Here is a 22443-nt window from a genome sequence, read left to right as displayed (position 1 = left end):
ATATAATATGAAGAAAAAAAACTTTTGTTCTTTATAAATTCCTGTAAGGAGATTTTATGACTATTAAAAATGTAGAGTTGTTAATAACCGGTGGTTCTGGTTTTATAGGAACACACTTAGTAAATTCATTGAGTAGTATATATAGCATCACAAACTTAGGAAGGAATAAGAACCCAATGTGCTCTAATATATATTGGGATTTAAAAACTAGGTTAGATGATATTACGGTTCCACACCCATACACGGTAATTCATTGCGCTTCCATAGTAAACAGCAACAGTGCTGATATTTATGAATATATAGATGTCAACGTTAAATCTACTATAGACTTATTAGAGTTCTGTGTTAAGAATTCTGTAAAAAAGTTTATTTTTCTCTCCTCAGGTGGTATATATGGCTATAGTAAAAAACCTTTATCAGAGTTCAGCACTTGTAACCCAGAAGGAATTTATCTATTAAGTAAATATTTTTCAGAGAAAGTTTGTGAGCTGTATAAAGACAAACTAGATGTTGTAATATTAAGACCATTTTTCCCATACGGTGAAGGACAAAAAGGAAGGTTAATAAGTAATTTGTTTTATGATATTTTGAATAATAACACTATTTTACTAAATAAAAATGGAAATCCTAAAATAAATCCTATATATATCTCCGACTTAATAGATATCATTAAACAATTTGTTGAAAATGATGTATCAGGAATATTCAATGTATGTGGGGATGATATTATTTCAATTGAAGAACTTTGTAAAGTAATATCACGGATTTCAGGTAAGAAAAACCTACGTTTTTTCTATAAAGAGACTGATGTAGAAGATTTAGTTGGTATTAACAGTCATTTATGCTCTACTTTAAATTATAAATTAAATACAAACTTAGAACAGGGACTCAATTATTACTTCAAATGGTTGAAAACCCTAGGAAAATAGAAGGTGTATAAAATGAATACTGAAGCAATAAAATCAAAACAAACCATAGAGTTATATATCAAGCAAAATAATATAGACCAAGCTTATTCACTGGCAGAAAATTATGTAAAGTCATCACCCAATGATCCTGATGGTTATTATTTATATGGCTATTTATTGATGCTTAAAGATCAGGACGAAAATGCTGGTCTTATATTTAACAAAGGCTTATCCATTGACGAAAAGAATGGCCTATTAAATTTTTCTATAGGAAATCTTCTAAATAAGAATCACAAGTCCACTGAAGCTTTAAAATATTTCTGCAAATCAAAATTATTTAACCCTTCTATAGATTTCAAAATCAATCTAAAAGATGACTTTAGTACTCTTAATATACTATTTGGATCTATGGAAATAGCTAACCAGATGCATACTTCTGTAAAAGGATTAAAAAATTTAGGCTATAATGCTAAATCTATAAATTATTATCCTAGCTATCTAGGTTATACAAATGACTATACATTAGCCCTAGCTTCAATTGAAGATCTTAATATTGCTGATCTAGAGACTAAAAAAATGGCTTCCGAACTTATACCAGAAAATAATGTATTTCATCTTTTTTTTGGAACAAGCTTAACTTTAGATCATAGTGATCTACCTTTAATAAAAGAATTAGGAAAGAAGGTTGTAATGCAGTACTGGGGTTCTGATGTGAGAATGTACTCTAAAGCAGTAAAGGTAAATAGATATGTAAAGGTAAAGAACATGGATGAAGAACAGATTAAAAGACATTTGGAGTTTATCTCCTACTACGTATCAGACTGCATAGTAGATTATGAATTAGCAGAATACGTAAAAGACTTCCATACTAACATCCATTATATTATGCCTGCTGTTGATCTGTCCGAGTACAGGCTTGTTGAACCAACTAAAAATGATAAACCTTTAATCGTTCATGCACCTACTTCTCCTGAATTTAAAGGAACTCCCTATATATTGAGTGCAGTTGAAGAACTAAAGCAATACTATGATTTTGATTTTAAGCTAGTGAACGGAATATCCCATGAAGAGGCTATTAAAATATATGCAAAAGCTGATTTAATAATAGATCAAATTTTAACTGGAAGTTATGGTCTCTTTTGTATAGAAGCTATGGCCATGGGCAAGCCAGTTATATGCTATATAAGTGACTTTATGAAAGAAAAATATCCAAAGGATTTACCTGTAATATCTGCAAATCCAGATAATATAAAAGAAATCATAGAGGACTTTCTCATCAATAGAGACAGAGCCGAAGATTTAAGAATTAAAGGTAGATTATACGTTGAAAAATATCATGATATGGATTTAATATGCTCTGACTTATACAATATATACAAAAACCTATAAACTTCTATTTTATCGATTTAAGTAAATATGTATTAAATGGTTCCTATGTCTAAACTTAATTTACACTTGTTCGAAAGGCTAATTTTTAGTAACTTTCAGTCCTGGATAAATTAATAGTTAAGCTAGGAACCTTATAAGAACACAATATAGAGTTATTGTTATTTTATCACCCTTATATTTATTTAATTTTCTAAACTTCTATACCATTCAATAGTCTTCTTTAATCCGCTAACTAAGTCAATTTTAGGATTAAACCCTAGAAGTCTTTTTGCTTTATCAATACTAGGAACTCTTAACTCCACATCTGCATATGATTTTTGTACATATACAATACTTGAATTAGAATTAGCTAGTTGTTTTATTAGCTTGGCTAACATTTCTATTGTTATAGTAGCTTTAGGATTTCCTATATTTAAAGAATTACCTATTGCAGCATCACAGTTTAAGCATAATCGTATCCCTTCGATAAAGTCATCAATATAGCACCAGGATCTTATTTGATCTCCATCACCATGAATCTGTATTTCCTCATTCTTGATAGCCTTAAGTATAAACTGATGAATGGCTCCTTCTCCAACTTGTCCTGGTCCATATATATTAAAAGGCCTTACTGTTACAGCCCTTAGTCCATATTGCTTGTAATAACTATGAGTAAGGTGTTCACCTGCTAGCTTACTAACAGAATAAGTCCATCTAGCCTCTCCAGCTGGACCTATTTTTGAGTTACATTCCTCATCCACCCTATAGGCATTGCTACCAAAAATCTCACTAGTTGAAAAATCTATAAATCTGCTTATCTGTTTTGCATAATTCTTTATCGCTTCTAATACATTAAAGGTTCCTAACATATTAACCTTCATTGTTTCCACTGGATTGCTAATAACTGTATCTACTCCAGCAATTGCAGCCAAATGTATGACTATATCTGGTGAAAAATCTTTAACTACCCTTTCTAAACATCTTAAGTCTAATATATCTCCTTGCATTAAAGTAATTGAGTCTTCATTTAATAAGTTGGTATCCTTAATGGAATTTCTTCTTAGATTATCATAAATTAATAACTTATTGTCTTTAGCAAAAGTCTCACATAGCTTAGAGCCTATGAAACCCGCTCCGCCTGTTAACATAATCCTCTTATTATGGGCATCTAAGTTCATCTTTACCCTCCATTTAAAAATATTCTAACTGCATATAGCTAGTAGAATTATCATTTATTTATCAATCTTATAACTTCAAACCCCTCTGCAAATTTTTCTCCTATCTGTACACCCCTGGCAGTAGCCATACCTCTAATAAAATCTTCTTTCATATAATTCCTATGATTCTGTGATTCATAGCATCTTAAGGCTTCTATTTTTCTTAATATATGCCTTTCTTCTAGAACAAAAAAGGCTTGTGCATCAAAAGAAAGGTTGTTCCATATCATCTCATAGCCTAGCACAGTGAACATTTTAAAAGCTCTGATGCCTTCATTTGTAATAGTTTGATGGTCTTGATGTATATCCCTTGATGATGGCAGCAAAATTAAATCTGGTTTTAGCAATTCTCTTAACTTTATTAAATCATCTAATATTGACTGCCTGCTATCAGAAAAAGTCCTAACCTTATATGGATATAAATATAAATTTTCCGGTTTTATACCTAAGGTTTTAGTAGCCTTTTTAACTTCAATTTCTAATATATTAGTAGGAACACCTTTTCTTACTGAAAGTTCACATACAGAAAATGCTGCATAGTATACTTCTGAACCTTCTTCTATAAGCTTTGCAATGGTTCCTCCACAGCCTAATTCACCATCATCAGTATGAGGTGCCAATATTAAAACCTTCTTAAACATATCTCCTCCCAAATAGTTTAGGTAACTTTTAGAGTATTTATATCTTCTGCATACTCATCAAGCAACTTTTTTCTACCATCTTCATAACTAAAATCTAATTCTATTCTTCCACAATCATGTATACACCAGATTGACTGCTGATTTGGAACTACAACCTTATAGCCATTCCTCTTGAATTCAAGACTGTGAGATACATCATAAAAGTGCCAACCTTGAAATATATCTTCTCTCCAAGGTATATCATACTGTGTTATCATAATTAACCCATCTATAGCTTCTACTTCTTCATATATATCTTTTACTTCGTGAAAATTGATGATCTCCATACTTCCAATATGACTGTCTGCAACCTTGCCTAAGCAGTCACTTGCTTCCCACCACACTCCATTAACTGGAATTGTCTTGCACCCAACCATACCAATCATTCCTATATTTTTATCTAGATTAAATATGTGTAAGATATCCTGTATAAAGTTTTTATTCACTATGAATACATCTTGATGCATGAAAATCTTGTACTTTGCATCTGACCTTCTAATTCCTTCATTATAGGCACTTGTTATTGAGTTGAAATCTTTAATTTTAATAAATTCTACTTCAATTTCCGAATCTTCAGGGATTATTAGATGCTCCACATAAAACTTTGATTCTTCATATAATTCTTCATCATTCACAGAGGTTATAAATGCAACTTTTTTATCATTCATCTTTTTTCCTCCAAATATATCTTTTTCATGATACTTCTTAACTTATTTTTTAAAATTATATGCTTCTCAATAGCTCTATCTATATCTTCCATTGAAAGCCTATTAGAAGAAAATAATTGAGCAATTTTTTCTACACTTTCTTCACCATCAACATCATATTCTATTCGCCTAAGTATATAGGCTAATTTTCGGTCCATACTATACTCACTATTATCGGCTAAAACTATATATCTAGAAGATACGTACTGAATTCTCATATCTGGTTTTGATATAGATAATAGTATCTCTATAAACTCCTCATCTTCTTTATTAGTTTGTTGTAGTATACCTTCTGCCTTAATGTTATAATACCTACAATCAACAAGAAGCTTGTATAAATCATTAAAAGTAAAGAAACTTGCACTTTCGCCACCTAAACATCCATCATCATATCTCCAACTACCATTAATCAATTGTTTTATCTTTGAAAAATACATAGCATTTGGAACTAGCAATATTAAATGTCCATCTGGTTTTAGATATTTCTTAATATTACTCAAAAGTCTTTCTGGATAATGAAGATATTGAACTAGTTCACTTATTATGATGTAATCAAAAAATTTTTCCTCATAGTCAAATTCAATGTTTTCTACATCTCCTACCTTTACATTCATAAAAGTTTTGGCAATAGAGGCTGCTGCAGTATTTTTTTCTATTCCAAAGAGACTTGCATTTCTATACTCGTCTCGTATTTTTAGACAAGTTGCTCCACATCCACAACCAATATCTAGTATATTCATTGTGCTATTATCGATCTTAATTATTTTATTTAAAAACTCATATCTTATAAGCGTCATACTGCTTGGATCAAAGCCCCACTTCTCAATAAACTTTCTGTAATTTTCATACATTATATTATTTGTGCTACCTTGATCTTTTTTATAAGAAACACTGCCATAATGGTGAATAAAGGTATCTTTACATAACAAAAGCTTATATCCAGCTTTTATTATTCTATATGAATAATCATCATCCTCATAATTTCCTGGTGTAAATCTTTCATCCAGTAATCCTACTTCGTTTATAACCGACCTTTTTATAAGCATACAAAAACCAATTAACTTAATCCTCTGCTCCCATTTCTTTTCATCTGAATCATTATACTTATCTGCAAATTCAATAAGTTCATCGTAATTAGTATATGTTGTAGGTATGGTCTGATAATAAGAGCAATTATTAGTTACTGCACCAACTGCCCCTACACTCTCATTACTCCACAAGGCCAAAGATAGATTATTGAGCCATCTTGGAGTAACTATAACATCATTATTTAATAACAAAACACTATCTCCTGTTGCAATATTTATTCCTTGGTTACAGCCCTTTGGAAAGCCCATATTGCTTTCATTAAATATGCATCTTATATCATCACAGCTCTTCAACCAATCTTTAGTTTCATCAGAAGAATTATTATCTATAACTATAATTTCGTAATCCAAATGATCTGCAAATTTTCTTATACTATCTATGCATTTTTTTGTATATTCTATATTGTTGTAAGTAAGTATTATTATACTAGTCTTATGTGTTTCTATATTTCTATTCAAGTTTCATCAATCCCTTATAAAATAATCAATAATATAATATGCCTACTTAACAAAGTTGATAATAAAAATTCCTTTGAAGTAATTAAGCTTAAAACTCTATACTTTTCCACAAATTAAACAAAGAAGCTTAGTACTGCAATTAATTATTGCAACACTAAGCTTCTCATTTATTGTATAGATGAACCACTTCATTTCGAAATAAACTTCGGATCAAGGTTGTACATCCTTTATTAGATTTTAAATTTATCTACATCTTCTTCTAACCCATTAGATAATTCTTTCAAATTAGCTGCTTTTTCATTAAATGAATCCATACTTGCAGATACCTGTTGAGTCGCTGCTGAAACTTGCTCTGTACTTGCAGCAGTTTCTTCTGATATAGCAGACATATTCTGCATTTTATCCATTATGGAATCCTTATCTTTATTTATGCCATTTATTGATTGCTGAACAGTACCAATCATCATAGCTAACTTATCAATAGCTTTAGATATTTCATTAAAGGTTTCCTTGGTTTCTTTTACCGCATTGCCTTGTTCCTCTATTGTAGTTTTAGCTTCAGTAACAGATTTTACTGCAATCATTGACTTTTCATTAACTTGTTCTATAAGTGCTTGTATATCTTTTGTTGATTGAGTAGACTGCTCTGCTAGAGTTCTAATTTCATCAGCTACTATTGAAAATCCTCGTCCTGCTTCTCCAGCTCTTGCTGCTTCAATTGCTGCATTTAACGCTAGAAGATTTGTTTGTTCTGCAATACTATTTATAGTTTTTGTTATTTCTTGAATATTTAAAGATGAATCTCTCATATCCTTAACCGCTAACTCTATTTTATCTGATGCTTTACTTGTATCCATTGACTTATCTGAAAGTGCATCCATAACTACTAATCCATTTTTAGTCATCTTATCTGTATCAGTTGATACCCTAGTCATATTAGTTGTTTGTTCATATATGCTTTGAAGTTTCTTAACCAAAGCTTCAAGCTCAGACACTCCTGCTTCAACATCTCTTGCTTGCTGAGTGCTTCCACTAGCAACTTGATCTATAGTTTTAGCTATATCCTCAATTGCATTTGTTGTTTGCTCACTAATAGTCGAAAGATCTATAGAAGTTTTATTTATAGTATCAGTTGAATTTTTCACGTTTGCAATAAGCGCACTTATACCCTTACTCATTTCATTATAGCTCTCTGCTAAATCTTCAAATTCATCTTTAGAATTAATAGCTAACTCATTAGTCAAATCACCCTTTGCAGCTCCATTTAGGGCAAATCTTAACTTCTTAATATTTTTATTAATCATCTCACTAAATAAAAATGCTACTATTACATTTATAATTAAGGCACCAGCTAAAAACATATAAAGAAGACTATTTAATACTTTTGTGTCAGTATTTATTTCATTCTTCTTCATTGAAGCCATTATCTTCCAACCAGTAATATCATTAGTCATGTAACTTGCAAATTTTGTTTCCCCTGTTTTTGTGTATATGTATTCAGCTAATCCATTCTTGGAGTTTTTCACTTCACTCCAATATGTCTGCTTAGTTGTATCATCTTTTCCTAAAAGTGTCTTATCAGGGTGAGCTATCATGATACCATTTTTGTCACTTACGTATACATAACCCTCATTACCTAAAGTTATCTTTGACATATTGTTAGCTAAAGTACTTAAGTTTATATTTATGGTAACTACTCCAACTATAGCACCGTCTTTTACTACAGCTTTGGAAGCAGATATTATATTATTGCCTGTTCCTAAAGACTTATAAGGTTCTGAAAATGAAACCTTCCCCTTATTTTCCATAGCATTTTTGTACCAACCTCTTTCGGTAGGATTATAATCAGACGCGAAGTTTGTTTCAGGATAAGATATTAATTTTTTATCAGTGGTAGAAAAAAGTATTTGTTCGATATCTCCATTGCTTTCTTTTACTTGCTTTATTACGTCTTTTGCATACTCCTCGCTTTCTGGATGAATGCTTAAATTTGCTAAGTTATAATCATTGGAAAGCATAGTTGTACTTGAAACAATTCCATTAAAATAGTTATCTAATGATTGATTTACTAGACCAACCTCTTGATTCGTTGTAACCTTAAACTTGTTCAAAATTATGTCGTAAGATTTTTTATATGCTACTACCCCATAAGTAATTAAAGGAATTTGACATATGAAGATCATCATAAGTATGAGCTTCACTCTTATGCTCCTAAACTTAAACCGCTTTTCATCATTTCCCTTTTTCTTTTGCTGTTGATCTTTTTTCATTATTTCTCCCCCTTAAAAATATATAACTGTGCTTATATTGATAAAAACCTAAGTGCAAACTAGCTATTAATTTTTAAACTTAAATTTGATACACAATTCAAGTATTGTTTTCCTATTCAAACCATAACTTTTCACTATACAGCCTTAATAATATATTAAAAATCCCCTTACAAAAATAATACATTTAGACTTATATCAACATTTACATATATATATCGACATTATAACAATATTTTTAATAACTGGAAAGAAATAATTTTAATTAATTATTTAATATAAAAAAATTTTTTATTAAAATTCAGAATGCATAATAATTATTATTAAATAAACATAAGCTGTTGTAATCACAAAAAAATCAGCATAAATATACACTTATGCTGATTTTCCCAATTATTTATTATATAACTTTTTCTATTTTCAATAAATATTATTAATACTAAATTTTAAACTTATTTATATCACTTTCTAAGTTTTCTGACAAAATCTTAAGATTTTTAGCATTGTCACTGAACTCGTCCATAGAGGCAGAGACTTCTTCCGTTGCTGCAGAAACTTCTTCCGTACTTGCGGCTGTTTGTTCAGATATTGCTGAGAGATTCTGCATTTTCTCCATTATTGAATTTTTATCTTTATTAATACCCTCAATGGATGACTGGACACTATTAATCATGATAACTAAGTTGTTAATTGCATCAGCTATATCCTTGAAGGTAATCTTAGTTTTATTTACAGCCTCTCCTTGTTCTTTTATAGTTGCCTTCGCATTACTTACTGCTATAACAGCAACTTTTGATTTATCATCTACTTTATCTATAAGCACTTCAATATCTTTAGTTGCTACAGTTGACTGCTCAGCAAGTTTTCTTATCTCATCAGCTACTATAGAAAATCCTTTACCAGCTTCGCCAGCTCTAGCAGCTTCAATTGCTGCATTTAATGCTAATAAATTAGTTTGTTCAGCAATTTCATTGATACTTTTAGTTATAGCCTTGATATTACTTGAAGCTTCACTCATATCTTTTACTGCAACTTCTATCTTATTAGATGCCTCTTCGGTATCTAAAGATTTAGTAGATAACATATCCATTACAACTAAACCATCTTTAGTCATTTCATCTGTATTTCCAGATATCTTATACATACTTCGTGCTTGATCACCTATTTCTTGAAGCTTAGATACCAATGATTGTAAATCTGATACTCCATCTTCAATGTCCCTAGCTTGCTCAGTACTTCCTGAGGCAACTTGGTCAATAGTTTTCGCTATATCATCTATGGCATTTGCAGTCTGATCACTCATTAAAGCAATTGATACTGATGTCTTATTAATCGTGTCTGAAGACTGTTTTACATTCCCTATTAAAATGCATATCCCATCAGTCATTTGGTTAAAGCTGTCTGCTAACTCTTCAAACTCATCCTTTGAATTAATGTTAATTCTTTCAGTTAAGTCTCCTGATGATGCCTTATTAAATACTTCTTTTAACTTCTTTATACTCTTATTAATAACTCTACTAAATAAAGATGCTACTAGTATGTTTATAGGTAGAACTATAATGAAAAAGGCTATAAGAAGCTTAGTGATAGGATTTGTATCATTCTTTAATTCGCTCTCTTTCATAGATGCCATTATCTTCCACCCAGTCATAGCATTGGTATTATAGCTTACAAATGTCTCTTCTCCCTTATCTTCATACTGGGTAAAGCCCCTAGGATTCTTCTTGACCTCTTCCCAATAACCAAGCTTTGTATTAATATCTCCGCCTAACAGTGATTTATCTGGATGTGATATCATTAATCCTTGTGCATCGCTTATAAATACATAGCCATCATTTCCAATCTTAATCTTTCCCATCCCTTTAGATATGTTACTTAAATCTATATCTACTGAAACAACTCCTACTACAGAGCCATTATTACTTACAGTCTTGGATACTGATATAACAAAGTTACCTGTAGTAGATTTATAAGGTTGAGAGAACGTTACATTGCCTTCATTTTCTATTGCGCCTTTATACCAAGGCCTTACAGTTGGATCATAGTTAGGATCTACCTTACGTTCAGGGTATCTTATAACCTTTTTATCTACAGTAGAAAATATTACTTGTTCTATATCTTCGTTACTTTCTTTTAATTCTTTCTCTATTCCAAGAGCATCCCCCTCATATTCTGGCTGAAGCATAATTTCTTTAAAATCCACATTATTAGAAAGCATCGTAGTATTTGAAATAATGCCTTTAAAGTAATTATCAATTGATCCATCAACTAATTCTAATTCTTGATTAGTAGTAGTCTTAAGCTTATCAAATAGTATTTTATTTGATTTGTTATAAGCTGAAAGCCCAAATGTTATTAAAGGAACTTGGCAAATAAAAATTAACATAAGTACTAACTTTACACGAATGCTTCTAAGTTTTAAATTCCATATTCCTTTGTTTTTCTTAAGTTTAGTCATAAAATGTCCTCCTGAGGTTTAATATAATTAATTATCGACATTTTTCTTCATTTTTTTACATCTAATTTACCCTTAAATATTTTTTGTTTCGTAAACATGTAAATAAAAAAAATCGCTAAGCTATTTCTTAGTGATTTTTTTGACCATCTGACCTTTTGAAGATAAACAATAAACCTCGACAGACGAATATTTTGTTTTTTAAAAATTCTATTTTAGTAGAGCTAGAGTTTTATCTAGAACTACCTTACCATCCATCATACTGTAGTCCTTCATATCAATTACAACAACAGGAACTCTGCCTTTTATTATCTTATCAACTTGTCCCTTTAAAAACTTAACTTGAGGACCAAGAAGAACTGCATCTACTGTACTGCCTACATTGGCGCACTTCGAGATGGGTAAAGCAAATATCTCTATATCTATATTTCTATCGTTTGCAGCACTCATCATTTTGTTAACTAATAAACTGGTAGACATCCCCGCTGCACAAACAATAAGTATCCTCTTCATAAAATCCCCCCTAATAGAACCAAACAAAATGGTATAAGTCAATTATATATTCGTAAATTTCCTTATGTAAATGTTTTATAATTTTATGTAACAAGCATATTGTTTTGTAAAATTGTAACTAAAAAAAACATGTTGTTACATAAAAAATTGCTGAAGCGCCCTTCTTCAGTGAGTTTTTTAACGCATCTGCCTTTTTCGAACGTACGTGAAGAAATTCTGGCAGGCGAATAAGTTTTGTTTTTTTACTGTATTACCTAAAAACCTATTCAAATTGCTTGAAGTTATATATAGATAAACCAGTTCATATTTAAATTTATATTTTCGTATGCGGTAAAAAATAAAAGGATGTTATTATACATCCTCTTTAGTTCATTATTTTACATATATCGCGAAATACAATGCCATTCCAAACTTTGACTTATTCTTAAATGTTGTTTTTAAGTATGATTCCAACTTATCTTTTGGAAGACTTGTTTCTACATCCATTGTTGCCTTAATTTTGCTTACATTTTCTTTAATGGTGCATTTTATATTATCATCTTGATAATTATCAAAAAACTCCACCAACTGCTTTAACTGTGCACAATTTAGTTCTGCTACATAAGTATTCATCTACATTCCTCCTAAGATATATTTATAAAATAAACCTAACTAGTCTTATAAAGATAATATACAGCTTGTACTATATACATTTTTGTATATGTATTTTGTATAAACCTTTTATATACTATTCTTTAATTCTAATTTTTAGAATTAAATATACAAATTAGAATATTAAAATACTCTATATAAATTATTATATAATTTCTCAATATTTATGTAAAGGTTTAAAACAATTTTGTTATATATAACTCAAATTGTAAAATGATACATATAGGAAACATGCTGTTATTTAAAGCAACAATCTATTGACTTCTCTAGCTAATGCTTCGATTATATATACAGTAGGTACTTGAGAAGTAACATCTCTATACTCTAAAGCATTATCTAAAAAATTTTCTGTACTTATGTAATATGATATATTAACATCGGAAAGCTTTGACAAAGTTGAACTTTTTCTGTTTGTTATTGAAATAATCTTGCTTCCTTTAGACTTTAATAGATTAACAAGTCTTAAAGATGAATCAGTTTCACCAGAAACAGACAGTGCTATAGTTACACTATTACTGACCATTTCCCCTATAAGTGGGAAATAAGGATCATCTATATGCATCGCAAACTTTCCTAAACTTGACATATATCGCGCTCCATACCCTGCTATAAAGCCTGAGTTCCCAATTCCTATAAAGATTACATTATTATAATCAGCTATAAGCTGAGCAGCTTTCAATATACTTTCATCCAAATCGCCATTTAAAGATCTTTCCATAAACTCTTCTATAGCGTTGATGCTATTATCAAGAATCTTACTATTGTTTTCTTTCACATGCATCTTTAACTTAACCTTAAAATCAGAAAACCCCTCACATCCCATATTTCTACAAAACCTAAGTATAGTAGTTGTGGAAACGTGAGTTTCTTGTGCTAATTCCCTTATTCTCATATACATTACTTTATTCATATTTTCAATTACATACTTATATAAGTCTAACTCTAGTTCGTTTAAATTCGCAATATTTTCAGCACTAAACACATCAACCACTCCTTAATTAAATAGTACCTCTTTACTTATGTAATTTCAAAGGTTAATTTACAGATATGAAAATATATTTTACAAAGTTCCACTGCTACATTGCCATATGCACATATTACTATAGATTTTTCCAAAAAAATCCCCCCAAAATTTAAATGAATCTTATTTTATCTTCCCATCTAAAATATTTTTTAATCTAGACAAAAAATATCCTGATATCAATGGTGTAGTCCCTATTATAATTAAATATATATTTAAAACATTATAATGCTTAAACATGGAAAGTAAAGCTACAAGAATAATAGTACTAATTATTCTTCCCAAATTAAGTACTATGTCTTTATTTATCATATACTCCACTCTCAAGTCTCCTTCATGAGATTTATCTATTACATTAAAGGTAGTAGACGATAATTGAATCATGAAGAACGGCAAAAAGAATGAATCCATAACTATATAAATGAGTAATGTAATATAACTAATTCTAAAAGAAATCAACAAAGCACCTATTAGAGCTGACATACCTCCAATAAATATTGCCATTCTTCGCCTTTTAGGCTTTATTATTCTTTGCACCAGCATATAAGATAATGATGAAATAAATGCACCTATCAACGACAGCTTACCAAGTGATAATTCACTGCCTGTATTTTGAAAAATTAACAAGTTCACTATAAATACTATAATAACATCTCTAAAGCCCCAACACATAGTAGCTTTTCGAATCATCGCCCAATCATTATTATTTTTTAAAAAAGCAACCCTCAAGTTTAATTTACTGCCGCAATTTTTACACTTTAAGGTGAAACTTATAAACATCAATATTATAAACAAAGCTAAAGTTATAGCAAAGACTATAGTGTACCCTTTTATCCCCTGAAATCTACTTATTATGTATGCTGAAGTTATAGGAGCAACTATGCTGGCAAATCCGCAGCAGCTACCATTATAACCATTGAAGGTATCTCTATTAGTAGGACAGGTAAAATCAAAACTCAAAGTATTAAAAGCTAGCCAATAAAAACCACAAGCAAATCCATATATAACACCTAAAAAGTATATAGCTCCAACTCCATTTTTCCCTATTAACAATATCAATACGTAGAACACAGCATATAATAACAATCCTATTCTTAAGGCCCATATTCCATTTTTCTTTTTAGCTATATATCCTGCAATTATGAAAGATACAGGCGTAAATATATAATGCATTAAATTATATATTGCAATTACAATAAAATTTCCGGTTTCTCTCCAGAAAAATATATTAGCAAATATACCTGATAATCCCATACCTAATGTAAAAATTGTACTAACTACTAAAAGTAATTTCGCCTCTCTACACATTTTGCCCTCCTCTGTGATCCTAAAACTATATGTGTTGCAATAATATTTAGACAGTATAGATTACAACTCATTTTTATTATCTACATTCTTTTTTATCACATTCATAAAATCTTCTTGAAAAACTTGACAAATGCTTGTAGTATTACTAGTATTTTATATAAATTAATTTTTTTAATAACAACTGCTTATTTGTAGCAACTAAGAAAGGGTGATTTACAATGTCAGCAAAAACTCCAACCAGAGAAGAAGCTTTAATTCTTCTAAAAGAATTTAATAAAACTGAAAGTCTATTAACACACGCTTTATCAGTAGAGGCTGTAATGAGACATTTTTCAGAAATTTATAATGAAGACCCTGAAAAATGGGGAATTATCGGATTACTTCATGATTTGGATTATGAGATGTATCCAGAAGAACACTGCTTTAAAGCAAGAGAAATCCTTGAAGAAAGAAACTGGCCTGAAGCTTATATAAGAGCTATTCAAAGCCACGGCTATGGTCTAGTTAATGATATAGAGCCTATAGAGACCATGGAGAAAATTCTCTATACTACTGATGAGCTTACAGGTCTTATAACAGCAACCTGCTTGCTTAGACCTAGTAAAAGTGTTTTAGATCTAGAAGTTAAGTCTGTAAAAAAGAAATGGAAACAAAAAGGTTTTGCAGCTGGAGTTAATAGAGAGGTTATAACAAAAGGTGCAGAAAAGCTAGGTATAGAAATAGATAAAATTATAGAAGAAACAATAAAAGGTATGCAAAAAGCCGCAGATGATATAGGTTTAAGAGGTGTCGTTTAGAATATACTTATTGTTGACAATGGCTAATAAAACTATTGAAATATAGTAGATTGAAATTTTTTACTTTACTTATCATTTAAAAAGGGAAATATATTGTACAGACATAGCCTAAATGTCTATATTATATATTTCCCTTTCAGTTATTTCAATTATGGATGTACCTAAAAAACTATCTTCTTTCTTCTCATTCCTATGTTTAAAACTAAAGCAATTGATACAACAGTAGTAAGAAGTGAACTCCCACCATAACTAGTGAGTGGTAAGGTTATTCCAGTTATAGGCATAATACCTATAGACATACCTGCATTTTGTAAAATAGCAAAGGTAAAGTAAGTAGCCATTCCTACTGAAAAAATCATACCAAATCCATCTTTAGCTTTTTTAGCTATCGCTATAATTCTGTATATCAAAAATCCATAAAGACTTAACAGTACAATTGCTCCTACAGTTCCAAAGTTTTCTGTAGTAACTGCAAATATAAAATCTGTTTGAGGCTCTGGCACATTATTTGCCACATAATTAGCATTTGCTTGATTTTCAACAGTAAACTTCTTTCCAAAAAATCCTCCTGAACCAACACCAGTCATTGCTTGAAGTAATTGATATCCATCCCCTAATGCATAAGATTCTGGATCTAAAAAAGCAATTATTCTTCCCTTTTGGTAGTCCTTAATAAAATGTCCTGAGTTCCATATACCAACTACAGATATGATCACAATTAAAATTCCTGCTGCTAAAATCTTAAGATTAAGCTTTGCTGCAAAAGCTACTCCTAATACTATAAAAAAAAGTACCATTGTCATTCCCATATCTGGTTGCTTAATTATAAGTACCATTGGAATAGCACAATATATACCTAGTATTATAAGATTTTTTATATTATTGACCTTAAACTCCATATCCTCAAGCTTTATACCAAGCATCATAATCAGTGCAATTTTAGCTATCTCTGCTGGTTGTATATAAAAGCCAACATGAATCCACCCTGTTGCCCCATTTATTGTTCTTCCAAAATAAAGTGTGTATAAAAGCAGTATCATACACAACCAATAAAATATCTTCACATATATCTTTAAATCTACATAATCAATTAACAATACTATGTAAGAGATGGCTAAAGATAATATAAGCCACTTCACCTGTTGATTTCCTTTACTACTACAAGTAGCAATATTATATGCTCCAAATAAAACAATTAGTATAACAGTAATTATGATGCTAAAATCTAGTTCTTTTAGTGTTTTCCTATCTAAAAATAAGCTCTTTATCATACTTTATATCACCTCTCACAAAACACCTTAATATATATTATATACCTTTTTAGGCAATAATAGTATAATATATGATTTGTATATTTAATGTTAGTATTGAAATTAAAGATAAAAGTGCTCAAGCTATTTGCTTGAGCACTTTTATCTTTAACTATATTATCTTATTTATTCTCTAATTTATCTATAACTTGTTTAAATTGAGGTAAATGATCTTTATGAGCAACTAGCATTTCATCTAATAATTCTTTACCTTTTAGATCATCACTAACTAAAGGATTAGTAACCATCGCCAATAAAGCAGTGTCATAATTTCCAGTGTATGCAGCTTCTGCTGCTAATCTTTCAAAAGCTTTAATTTGTGCAGTAAGTCCTTGTACTACAATTGGAAGATCAGTTACTGTTTCAACAGGCTTTGGTCCCTCTTTTCCAACATAACAACTTACTTCAACGGCAGAATCCCCATCAAAATTGCTCAAAGTATTGCCATTTCTTGTATTTACAGCTATCACAGTATCCTTATCATTATATATTGCATTTATTACATTGCATGCAACATCTGAATAATGAGCTCCTCCACGTTTGGATAATTGTTCAGGTTTTACAGCTAAATTAACATCCTTATATAGTTCAAACAATTCCTTCTCAACTTGCATCACCACTTCAGCACGAGTTTGTCCTTTAGAATAGCTTTCTAGTTCTTCCTTAAGCATATCGCCTCTTTTATAGTAATATCTGTGATATGGGCAAGGTATAAGTTTCAATGCTCTAATGAACTCAGGTTCCCATTGCATTGCTTTTATATTTGCCATAGTTGGACTTTCATTGTTTGGATCAAGCATTTTTTCCATAACTTCATCAGTTATATCTTTGCCATCTAAGTAAACTCTTTCACCGTAAACCATATGGTTAAGACCAGCAAAATCTATTCTTATTCTTGAGTGCTCCACACCAAGCAATGCTGCTATTGAGAACTCAAGTCCTATTGGCACATTACATACTCCAATAACTTTTTTATGCTCTCCATATCTTAATAATGCTTCCGTAACTATTCCGGCAGGATTTGTAAAGTTTATAAGCCATGCATTTGGGCAAAGCTCTTTCATTTCCTTTGCAATATCAAGTATAACTGGAACAGTTCTCAATGCCTTGAACAATCCACCTGCTCCATTAGTTTCTTGTCCCAAAAATCCATGACTTAAAGGAATTCTTTCATCCTTAGCACGAGCTGGGAGTAAGCCTACACGTAGTTGAGTTGTAACAAAGTCAGCATCCTTTAATGCCTCTCTTCTATCTAAAGTCATATGGATTTCCATCGGAACTCCAGCTTTTTCTACCATTCTTTTAGCTAAATTACCTACTATCTCTAATTTTTCTTTTCCTTCTTCAATGTCCACCAACCAGTATTCTGTAACAGGAAGTTCATTATATCTCTTAATCAAACCTTCAACCAATTCTGGTGTGTAGCTTGACCCTCCCCCTATAGTAACTATCTTCAAACCTTTCTTATTCATTTTACACCCTCCTAAAATATAAGTAATCGTATTCATCTTTGTAATGTTTAATCTCTATTTATATATTAATACGATCTAAATTAATTTTATTCCTTAATAATATTATAAATCAAGCTATTTGTTTTGTGGTTTCTATTTATGAAAATTTTTAATATTTATAGTTAAAAATTCTTAATTGAAGGCAACTTCTCCATTTTAAACGTACAAAGGCTGTAAAACAAAATTGTTTTACAGCCTGTCATGCTTATTATTTAAATAATTATTTGTAGTTTAATGACTTTTTAATAAAATAAACTACAGTTCCAAAGATAGTTAAAATAAACAATGGCAAGATCACTATTCCTAAGTTGTTTGTATTACCTAATGCTACCATTAAAGAATTATACTGCATTATTGAAAGATATACCAGCAACTCAGTTTTTATAAAAATCATGAGCCTTCTTGCATTACTATACTGATCTCTTGCATTTATCTCATTTATATCCACTACATAGTTGAAAACATGGGGAAACTTACTCAATGTTGTCAATAACACATAGAAGAATATTGATATTATAGGCATTATAAGTAAAGTATTCTTACTTCCCCAGCCATCAGGCTCTCCTGTTATTCCAAAATGAGTAGCTATATGCTGTGGTATTCTATCCCAGCAAGCTGTAAGCATTCCTATTACCACAACTATAGCCGCAATTGAAATTATTTCTAATACTCTCTCTAAAATTGAATAAGGTATCTTTAATATAGGTCTTTTATTACTTCCATTACCAAAGGATTCAGACATGAAATTCATCTCCTAAATATAAATTCCAACCATAATATAAGTTAATAATAATTGCTGTTCAATATAATTTCAAAACTTATATCTTTAAGAATACCTTGATATTTGCCTATATTTCTTGATTTTGTTCATTAAAGTACTAAACTTAACCATTAGCTTCAAGTATATACTATTCTTCTTTCCCAAACATTGACATAAGATCTGCGAAAGCATTGTTTATAGGAGCATCGCTTTCTTTCTTCATCTTCTTCATTATGTTTGAAACTTCTTTTTTATTTACTTTATCTGATTTCTTGTCAAATCTCTTATTAAAAGAGCTCGCTTTCTCTCTAAAACTACAGTTAGTATTAGCACATACATATATCTGCCCTTCCCCTTGGCCCCTAAGCTCCAGCTTTTTGTGACACTCTGGACATCTTGCATTAGTAAACTTACTTAAGTTTTCTCTATGGCCGCATTCTCTATCCTGGCAAACTAGCATCTTCCCGTTCTTTCCACTTACTTCTAGCATATACTTGCCACAGTCAGGACACTTCTTACCAGTAACATTATCATGTCTAAACTTATCACTACTTCCTTTAACATCTTGAACTAACTCTTTTGCATAGTCTCTCATTTCTTCTGTGAAAACCTTAGGATTTTTCTTGCCCTTACTTATAAGGTCAAGCTCAAGCTCCCACTTAGCAGTCATTAAAGGAGATTTAAGTTCCTCTGGCACTAATTCTATAAGCTGTTTTCCCTTTGAGGTTGGAATTATGTCTTTTCCGCTCTTCTCAATATAGAACATGTTATATAATTTTTCTATTATATCTGCTCTTGTGGCAACCGTTCCTATACCACCAGTTTCACCTAGAGTTTTAGCAGAGACCTTATCTACAGCTACATACTTATGAGGCTTCTCCATAGCTGAAAGTAAAGTACCTTCATTAAATCTTGCTGGTGGTTTAGTTTGCTGTTTCTTGCTATCCACTGATAGTATAGGAAGTTTATCCCCTTTCTTTACAGCAGGTAGTTCCTGGCTATCTTTTTCATCTTCATCATCTGCAAGATCATCTACTCTATCATAAACCTTCTTCCAACCCTTAGATTTTATAACATTACCTTTAGCTACAAAGGTTTCTCCGCTTATATCTGCTGTTATTGTAGTTTGTATATACTCATATGGAGGCAACATGACAGCTAAAAATCTCTTAACAACTAAGTCATAGATATGTCTTTCTTCACTGCTTAGCACAGCTAGATTAACTTTTTCTTCTGTAGGAATAATAGCATGGTGATCACTTACCTTGCTGTTATCTACAAAGCCTTTATGAGCATTTATCTTACCATTTAAAATCTCAGTGGCAGCAGCTCTATAATTACTTATAGAAATAGCTTTAAGTCTTTCTGGCAAAGTAGCCACTATATCACTGGAAATATATCTTGAATCTGTTCTAGGATAAGTAAGTATCTTATAATTCTCATATAATCTCTGCATTATTGATAAAGTTTGCTTTGCTGAATATCCAAATATTCTGTTGGCATCCCTCTGAAGCTCAGTTAAATCATAAAGTGCAGGAGCAAATTGCTTCTTATTGCTCTCAATAACATCAATTACATTAGCCTCTTTTCCTTTAACTGCTGAAATTATTTTATTTGCCTTATCCTCTTCAAAAATACTACCATTGTTATTTTTATCTCTCCAGCTGAGAGTAAATCCTTTAGCTTTTGCACTTATAGTAAAATAATCCTTTGGTTTAAAGCTCTTTATCTCTTCTTCACGATTTACTATCATAGCTAAAGTAGCTGATTGAACTCGACCTGCAGTAAGCTGTGCATTATGCTTACATGTAAGTGCTCTGGTTATATTAAGACCTACAACCCAGTCTGCCTCTGCTCTACAAGCAGCTGCTTTATATAAATTATCATATTGAGATCCTGGTTTTAGACTCCTAAAGCCCTCTAATATAGCTTTATCTGTTTGCGATGATATCCATAATCTTTTTATAGGCTTGTTAACTCTAGCCTTTTCTATAATCCATCTTGCAACCAATTCACCTTCACGTCCAGCATCAGTTGCTATTACAATTTCAGTTACATCTTTTCTATTTAATTGCTCTTTAACGGCATTAAACTGCTTACCACTTTGCTTTATAACCACAAGTTTTAAATGATCAGGAAGCATAGGAAGATCTTCTAGCTTCCAACTTTTATATTTATCATCATAAGCTTCTGGATCTGCAAGGGTAACTAAATGTCCCAATGCCCAAGTAATTATATATTTTTCTCCTTCTAAATATCCATTACCTTTTTTCCCACACTTTAAAACTCTTGCAATTTCCCTAGCTACTGATGGTTTTTCTGCTAGTACTACTATCTTACTCATATCAACAACCCTTTCAATTTTTCTATGCTTATATTACCACAAAGAACTCTTTTTAACTAGTAATTATCAATTCAATCTCTCTATAAAGTAAAAATAATAGAAAGGCAGCTTAAACTGCCTTTCTATTATTTATTAAGCAAAATTTTTTATTAAACTCTTAGATGTATTTTTTATATTAAACCTTCTTCTTTAAGTACCTCTTCTAACTTAGATATAATCAACTCATCGTAGTGTTTCCCTGCCAAGGCTTTAAGTTCCCTTAAAGCCTCACCTGGCTCCATCCCTTTTCTATAAGGACGATCAGAGGTCATAGCATCATAAGAATCTGCGACACCTACAACTTGAGCTTCCATACAAATCTCCTTGCCCTTTAACCCTAAAGGATAACCACTTCCATCTAATCTCTCATGATGCTGGCCGATTGCAAGCGCAGCTTCTTGTATGAACGTGCCCTTCACTATGTCTTCACCATCCTTAGGATGCTTTTTTATATATTCGAACTCTTCTGCTGTAAGTCTACCTGGTTTTTTAAGAATTTCATCTGGAACATTTATTTTTCCTAAGTCATGGAAACCAGCTGCAAAATTTAGACAAGTCATTCTTGTATTGGATAATTGTAGTTTTTCACCTATTTTGATAGCATATTCTTTTACTCTTTCGCCATGCTCATGTGTATACATATCTTTCTTTTCAACAGCTTCTCTCATCTGTGACAACTTTTTCATCTTAACACTCATAAGATGAAAAACTTGCTCATTACTAACATAAAGCATAGATACATCAGTTTCAGTTCTAAAAAAGGCCTTATCTTTTAAATCTTTAGAGATAAAATAATCGCCTCCTGTAAGCTTAACTATTTTATCTTCTAGCTGTAGTGCTACTTCACCTTCTAATAAATAAAAGAATTCCATAAGTTCAGAATTATCACCTGGATATATATAAAAGGTAGTATTTTTTTCAATTCGTTGAAGCATTATTTCTGTTTGTCCACCATTTGCTAATAGAGCCAGTTCACTTTTATTACTTAAAACTTTTTCTATATAATCACCTTTATAATTAAAAAATATTCCAGACATAAT

Annotated in this window: 18 protein-coding genes; 3 read left to right on the top strand and 15 right to left on the bottom strand. The window is 30.9% G+C overall.

Going from position 1 to position 22443, the window contains the following annotated elements:
* Positions 1-56 precede the first annotated feature (56 nt).
* Both J3477_RS20190 and J3477_RS20185 read left to right on the top strand, forming a co-directional pair.
* Positions 57-929 (top strand): NAD-dependent epimerase/dehydratase family protein, encoded by an 873-nt coding sequence (locus J3477_RS20190; protein WP_206871804.1) that lies wholly within the window; start codon positions 57-59, stop codon positions 927-929.
* A 12-nt stretch (positions 930-941) separates the two neighbouring features.
* Positions 942-2297, top strand: a complete 1356-nt coding sequence (locus J3477_RS20185; RefSeq protein ID WP_228731327.1) for a glycosyltransferase — start codon at positions 942-944, stop codon at positions 2295-2297.
* A 182-nt stretch (positions 2298-2479) separates the two neighbouring features.
* On the opposite strand, the gene J3477_RS20180 is transcribed toward J3477_RS20185, so the two are convergent.
* From J3477_RS20180 to J3477_RS20135, 10 genes are all read right to left on the bottom strand, one after another.
* Positions 2480-3454, bottom strand: coding sequence for an NAD-dependent epimerase/dehydratase family protein (locus J3477_RS20180; protein ID WP_206871803.1), 975 nt, complete (start codon positions 3452-3454; stop codon positions 2480-2482).
* 50 nt (positions 3455-3504) lie between these two features.
* Positions 3505-4134, bottom strand: coding sequence for a PIG-L deacetylase family protein (locus tag J3477_RS20175; protein WP_206871801.1), 630 nt, complete (start codon positions 4132-4134; stop codon positions 3505-3507).
* 17 nt (positions 4135-4151) lie between these two features.
* A complete protein-coding gene (locus tag J3477_RS20170; RefSeq protein WP_206871799.1) occupies positions 4152-4841 on the bottom strand; it encodes a glycosyltransferase family protein in 690 nt (229 codons plus the stop codon).
* Positions 4838-6427 carry a bifunctional glycosyltransferase family 2 protein/class I SAM-dependent methyltransferase gene (locus J3477_RS20165; protein ID WP_206871798.1) on the bottom strand — a complete coding sequence of 530 codons (1590 nt, stop codon included), beginning with the start codon at positions 6425-6427 and terminating at the stop codon, positions 4838-4840. The genes J3477_RS20170 and J3477_RS20165 overlap by 4 nt, the downstream gene beginning before the upstream one ends.
* A 230-nt stretch (positions 6428-6657) precedes the next feature.
* Complete coding sequence (locus J3477_RS20160; RefSeq protein WP_206871796.1) at positions 6658-8697, bottom strand: methyl-accepting chemotaxis protein; 2040 nt, start codon at positions 8695-8697, stop codon at positions 6658-6660.
* A 436-nt stretch (positions 8698-9133) separates the two neighbouring features.
* Positions 9134-11152 carry a methyl-accepting chemotaxis protein gene (locus J3477_RS20155; RefSeq protein ID WP_206871795.1) on the bottom strand — a complete coding sequence of 673 codons (2019 nt, stop codon included), beginning with the start codon at positions 11150-11152 and terminating at the stop codon, positions 9134-9136.
* Between the two features lie 207 nt (positions 11153-11359).
* On the bottom strand, positions 11360-11662 hold the full coding sequence (locus tag J3477_RS20150) for a PTS sugar transporter subunit IIB (RefSeq protein ID WP_206871793.1): 303 nt from the start codon (positions 11660-11662) through the stop codon (positions 11360-11362).
* Between the two features lie 372 nt (positions 11663-12034).
* The gene (locus tag J3477_RS20145; RefSeq protein WP_183279426.1) at positions 12035-12274 is read right to left on the bottom strand and encodes a hypothetical protein; all 240 of its coding nucleotides are present in this window, start codon (positions 12272-12274) and stop codon (positions 12035-12037) included.
* A 280-nt stretch (positions 12275-12554) separates the two neighbouring features.
* On the bottom strand, positions 12555-13295 hold the full coding sequence (locus J3477_RS20140; protein WP_183279427.1) for a MurR/RpiR family transcriptional regulator: 741 nt from the start codon (positions 13293-13295) through the stop codon (positions 12555-12557).
* A gap of 162 nt (positions 13296-13457) precedes the next feature.
* Complete coding sequence (locus J3477_RS20135) at positions 13458-14642, bottom strand: MFS transporter (protein ID WP_206871791.1); 1185 nt, start codon at positions 14640-14642, stop codon at positions 13458-13460.
* 218 nt (positions 14643-14860) lie between these two features.
* Between J3477_RS20135 and J3477_RS20130 the strand changes: the two genes are divergently transcribed.
* Positions 14861-15439, top strand: coding sequence for an HD domain-containing protein (locus J3477_RS20130; protein ID WP_206871790.1), 579 nt, complete (start codon positions 14861-14863; stop codon positions 15437-15439).
* A 161-nt stretch (positions 15440-15600) separates the two neighbouring features.
* On the opposite strand, the gene J3477_RS20125 is transcribed toward J3477_RS20130, so the two are convergent.
* The 5 genes from J3477_RS20125 to J3477_RS20105 form a co-directional block, all read right to left on the bottom strand.
* Positions 15601-16710: an FtsW/RodA/SpoVE family cell cycle protein gene (locus J3477_RS20125; RefSeq protein WP_206871788.1), complete on the bottom strand. Its 1110-nt coding sequence runs from the start codon at positions 16708-16710 to the stop codon at positions 15601-15603.
* A gap of 161 nt (positions 16711-16871) precedes the next feature.
* The gene (locus J3477_RS20120) at positions 16872-18221 is read right to left on the bottom strand and encodes a 6-phospho-beta-glucosidase (RefSeq protein ID WP_206871786.1); all 1350 of its coding nucleotides are present in this window, start codon (positions 18219-18221) and stop codon (positions 16872-16874) included.
* A gap of 259 nt (positions 18222-18480) precedes the next feature.
* Positions 18481-19002, bottom strand: a complete 522-nt coding sequence (locus tag J3477_RS20115; RefSeq protein WP_206871784.1) for a DUF1648 domain-containing protein — start codon at positions 19000-19002, stop codon at positions 18481-18483.
* Positions 19003-19168: 166 nt separating this feature from the next.
* On the bottom strand, positions 19169-21364 hold the full coding sequence (locus J3477_RS20110) for a DNA topoisomerase III (protein WP_206871782.1): 2196 nt from the start codon (positions 21362-21364) through the stop codon (positions 19169-19171).
* A gap of 170 nt (positions 21365-21534) precedes the next feature.
* Positions 21535-22440, bottom strand: coding sequence for an HD-GYP domain-containing protein (locus tag J3477_RS20105; RefSeq protein ID WP_206871781.1), 906 nt, complete (start codon positions 22438-22440; stop codon positions 21535-21537).
* Positions 22441-22443 lie beyond the last annotated feature (3 nt).

Source organism: Clostridium zeae (assembly GCF_017312485.1).
GTDB lineage: Bacteria > Bacillota > Clostridia > Clostridiales > Clostridiaceae > Clostridium_AR > Clostridium_AR zeae.
The sequence above is the reverse complement of the archived record's forward strand: the minus strand, read 5'-3'. Positions and strand labels throughout refer to the sequence as shown.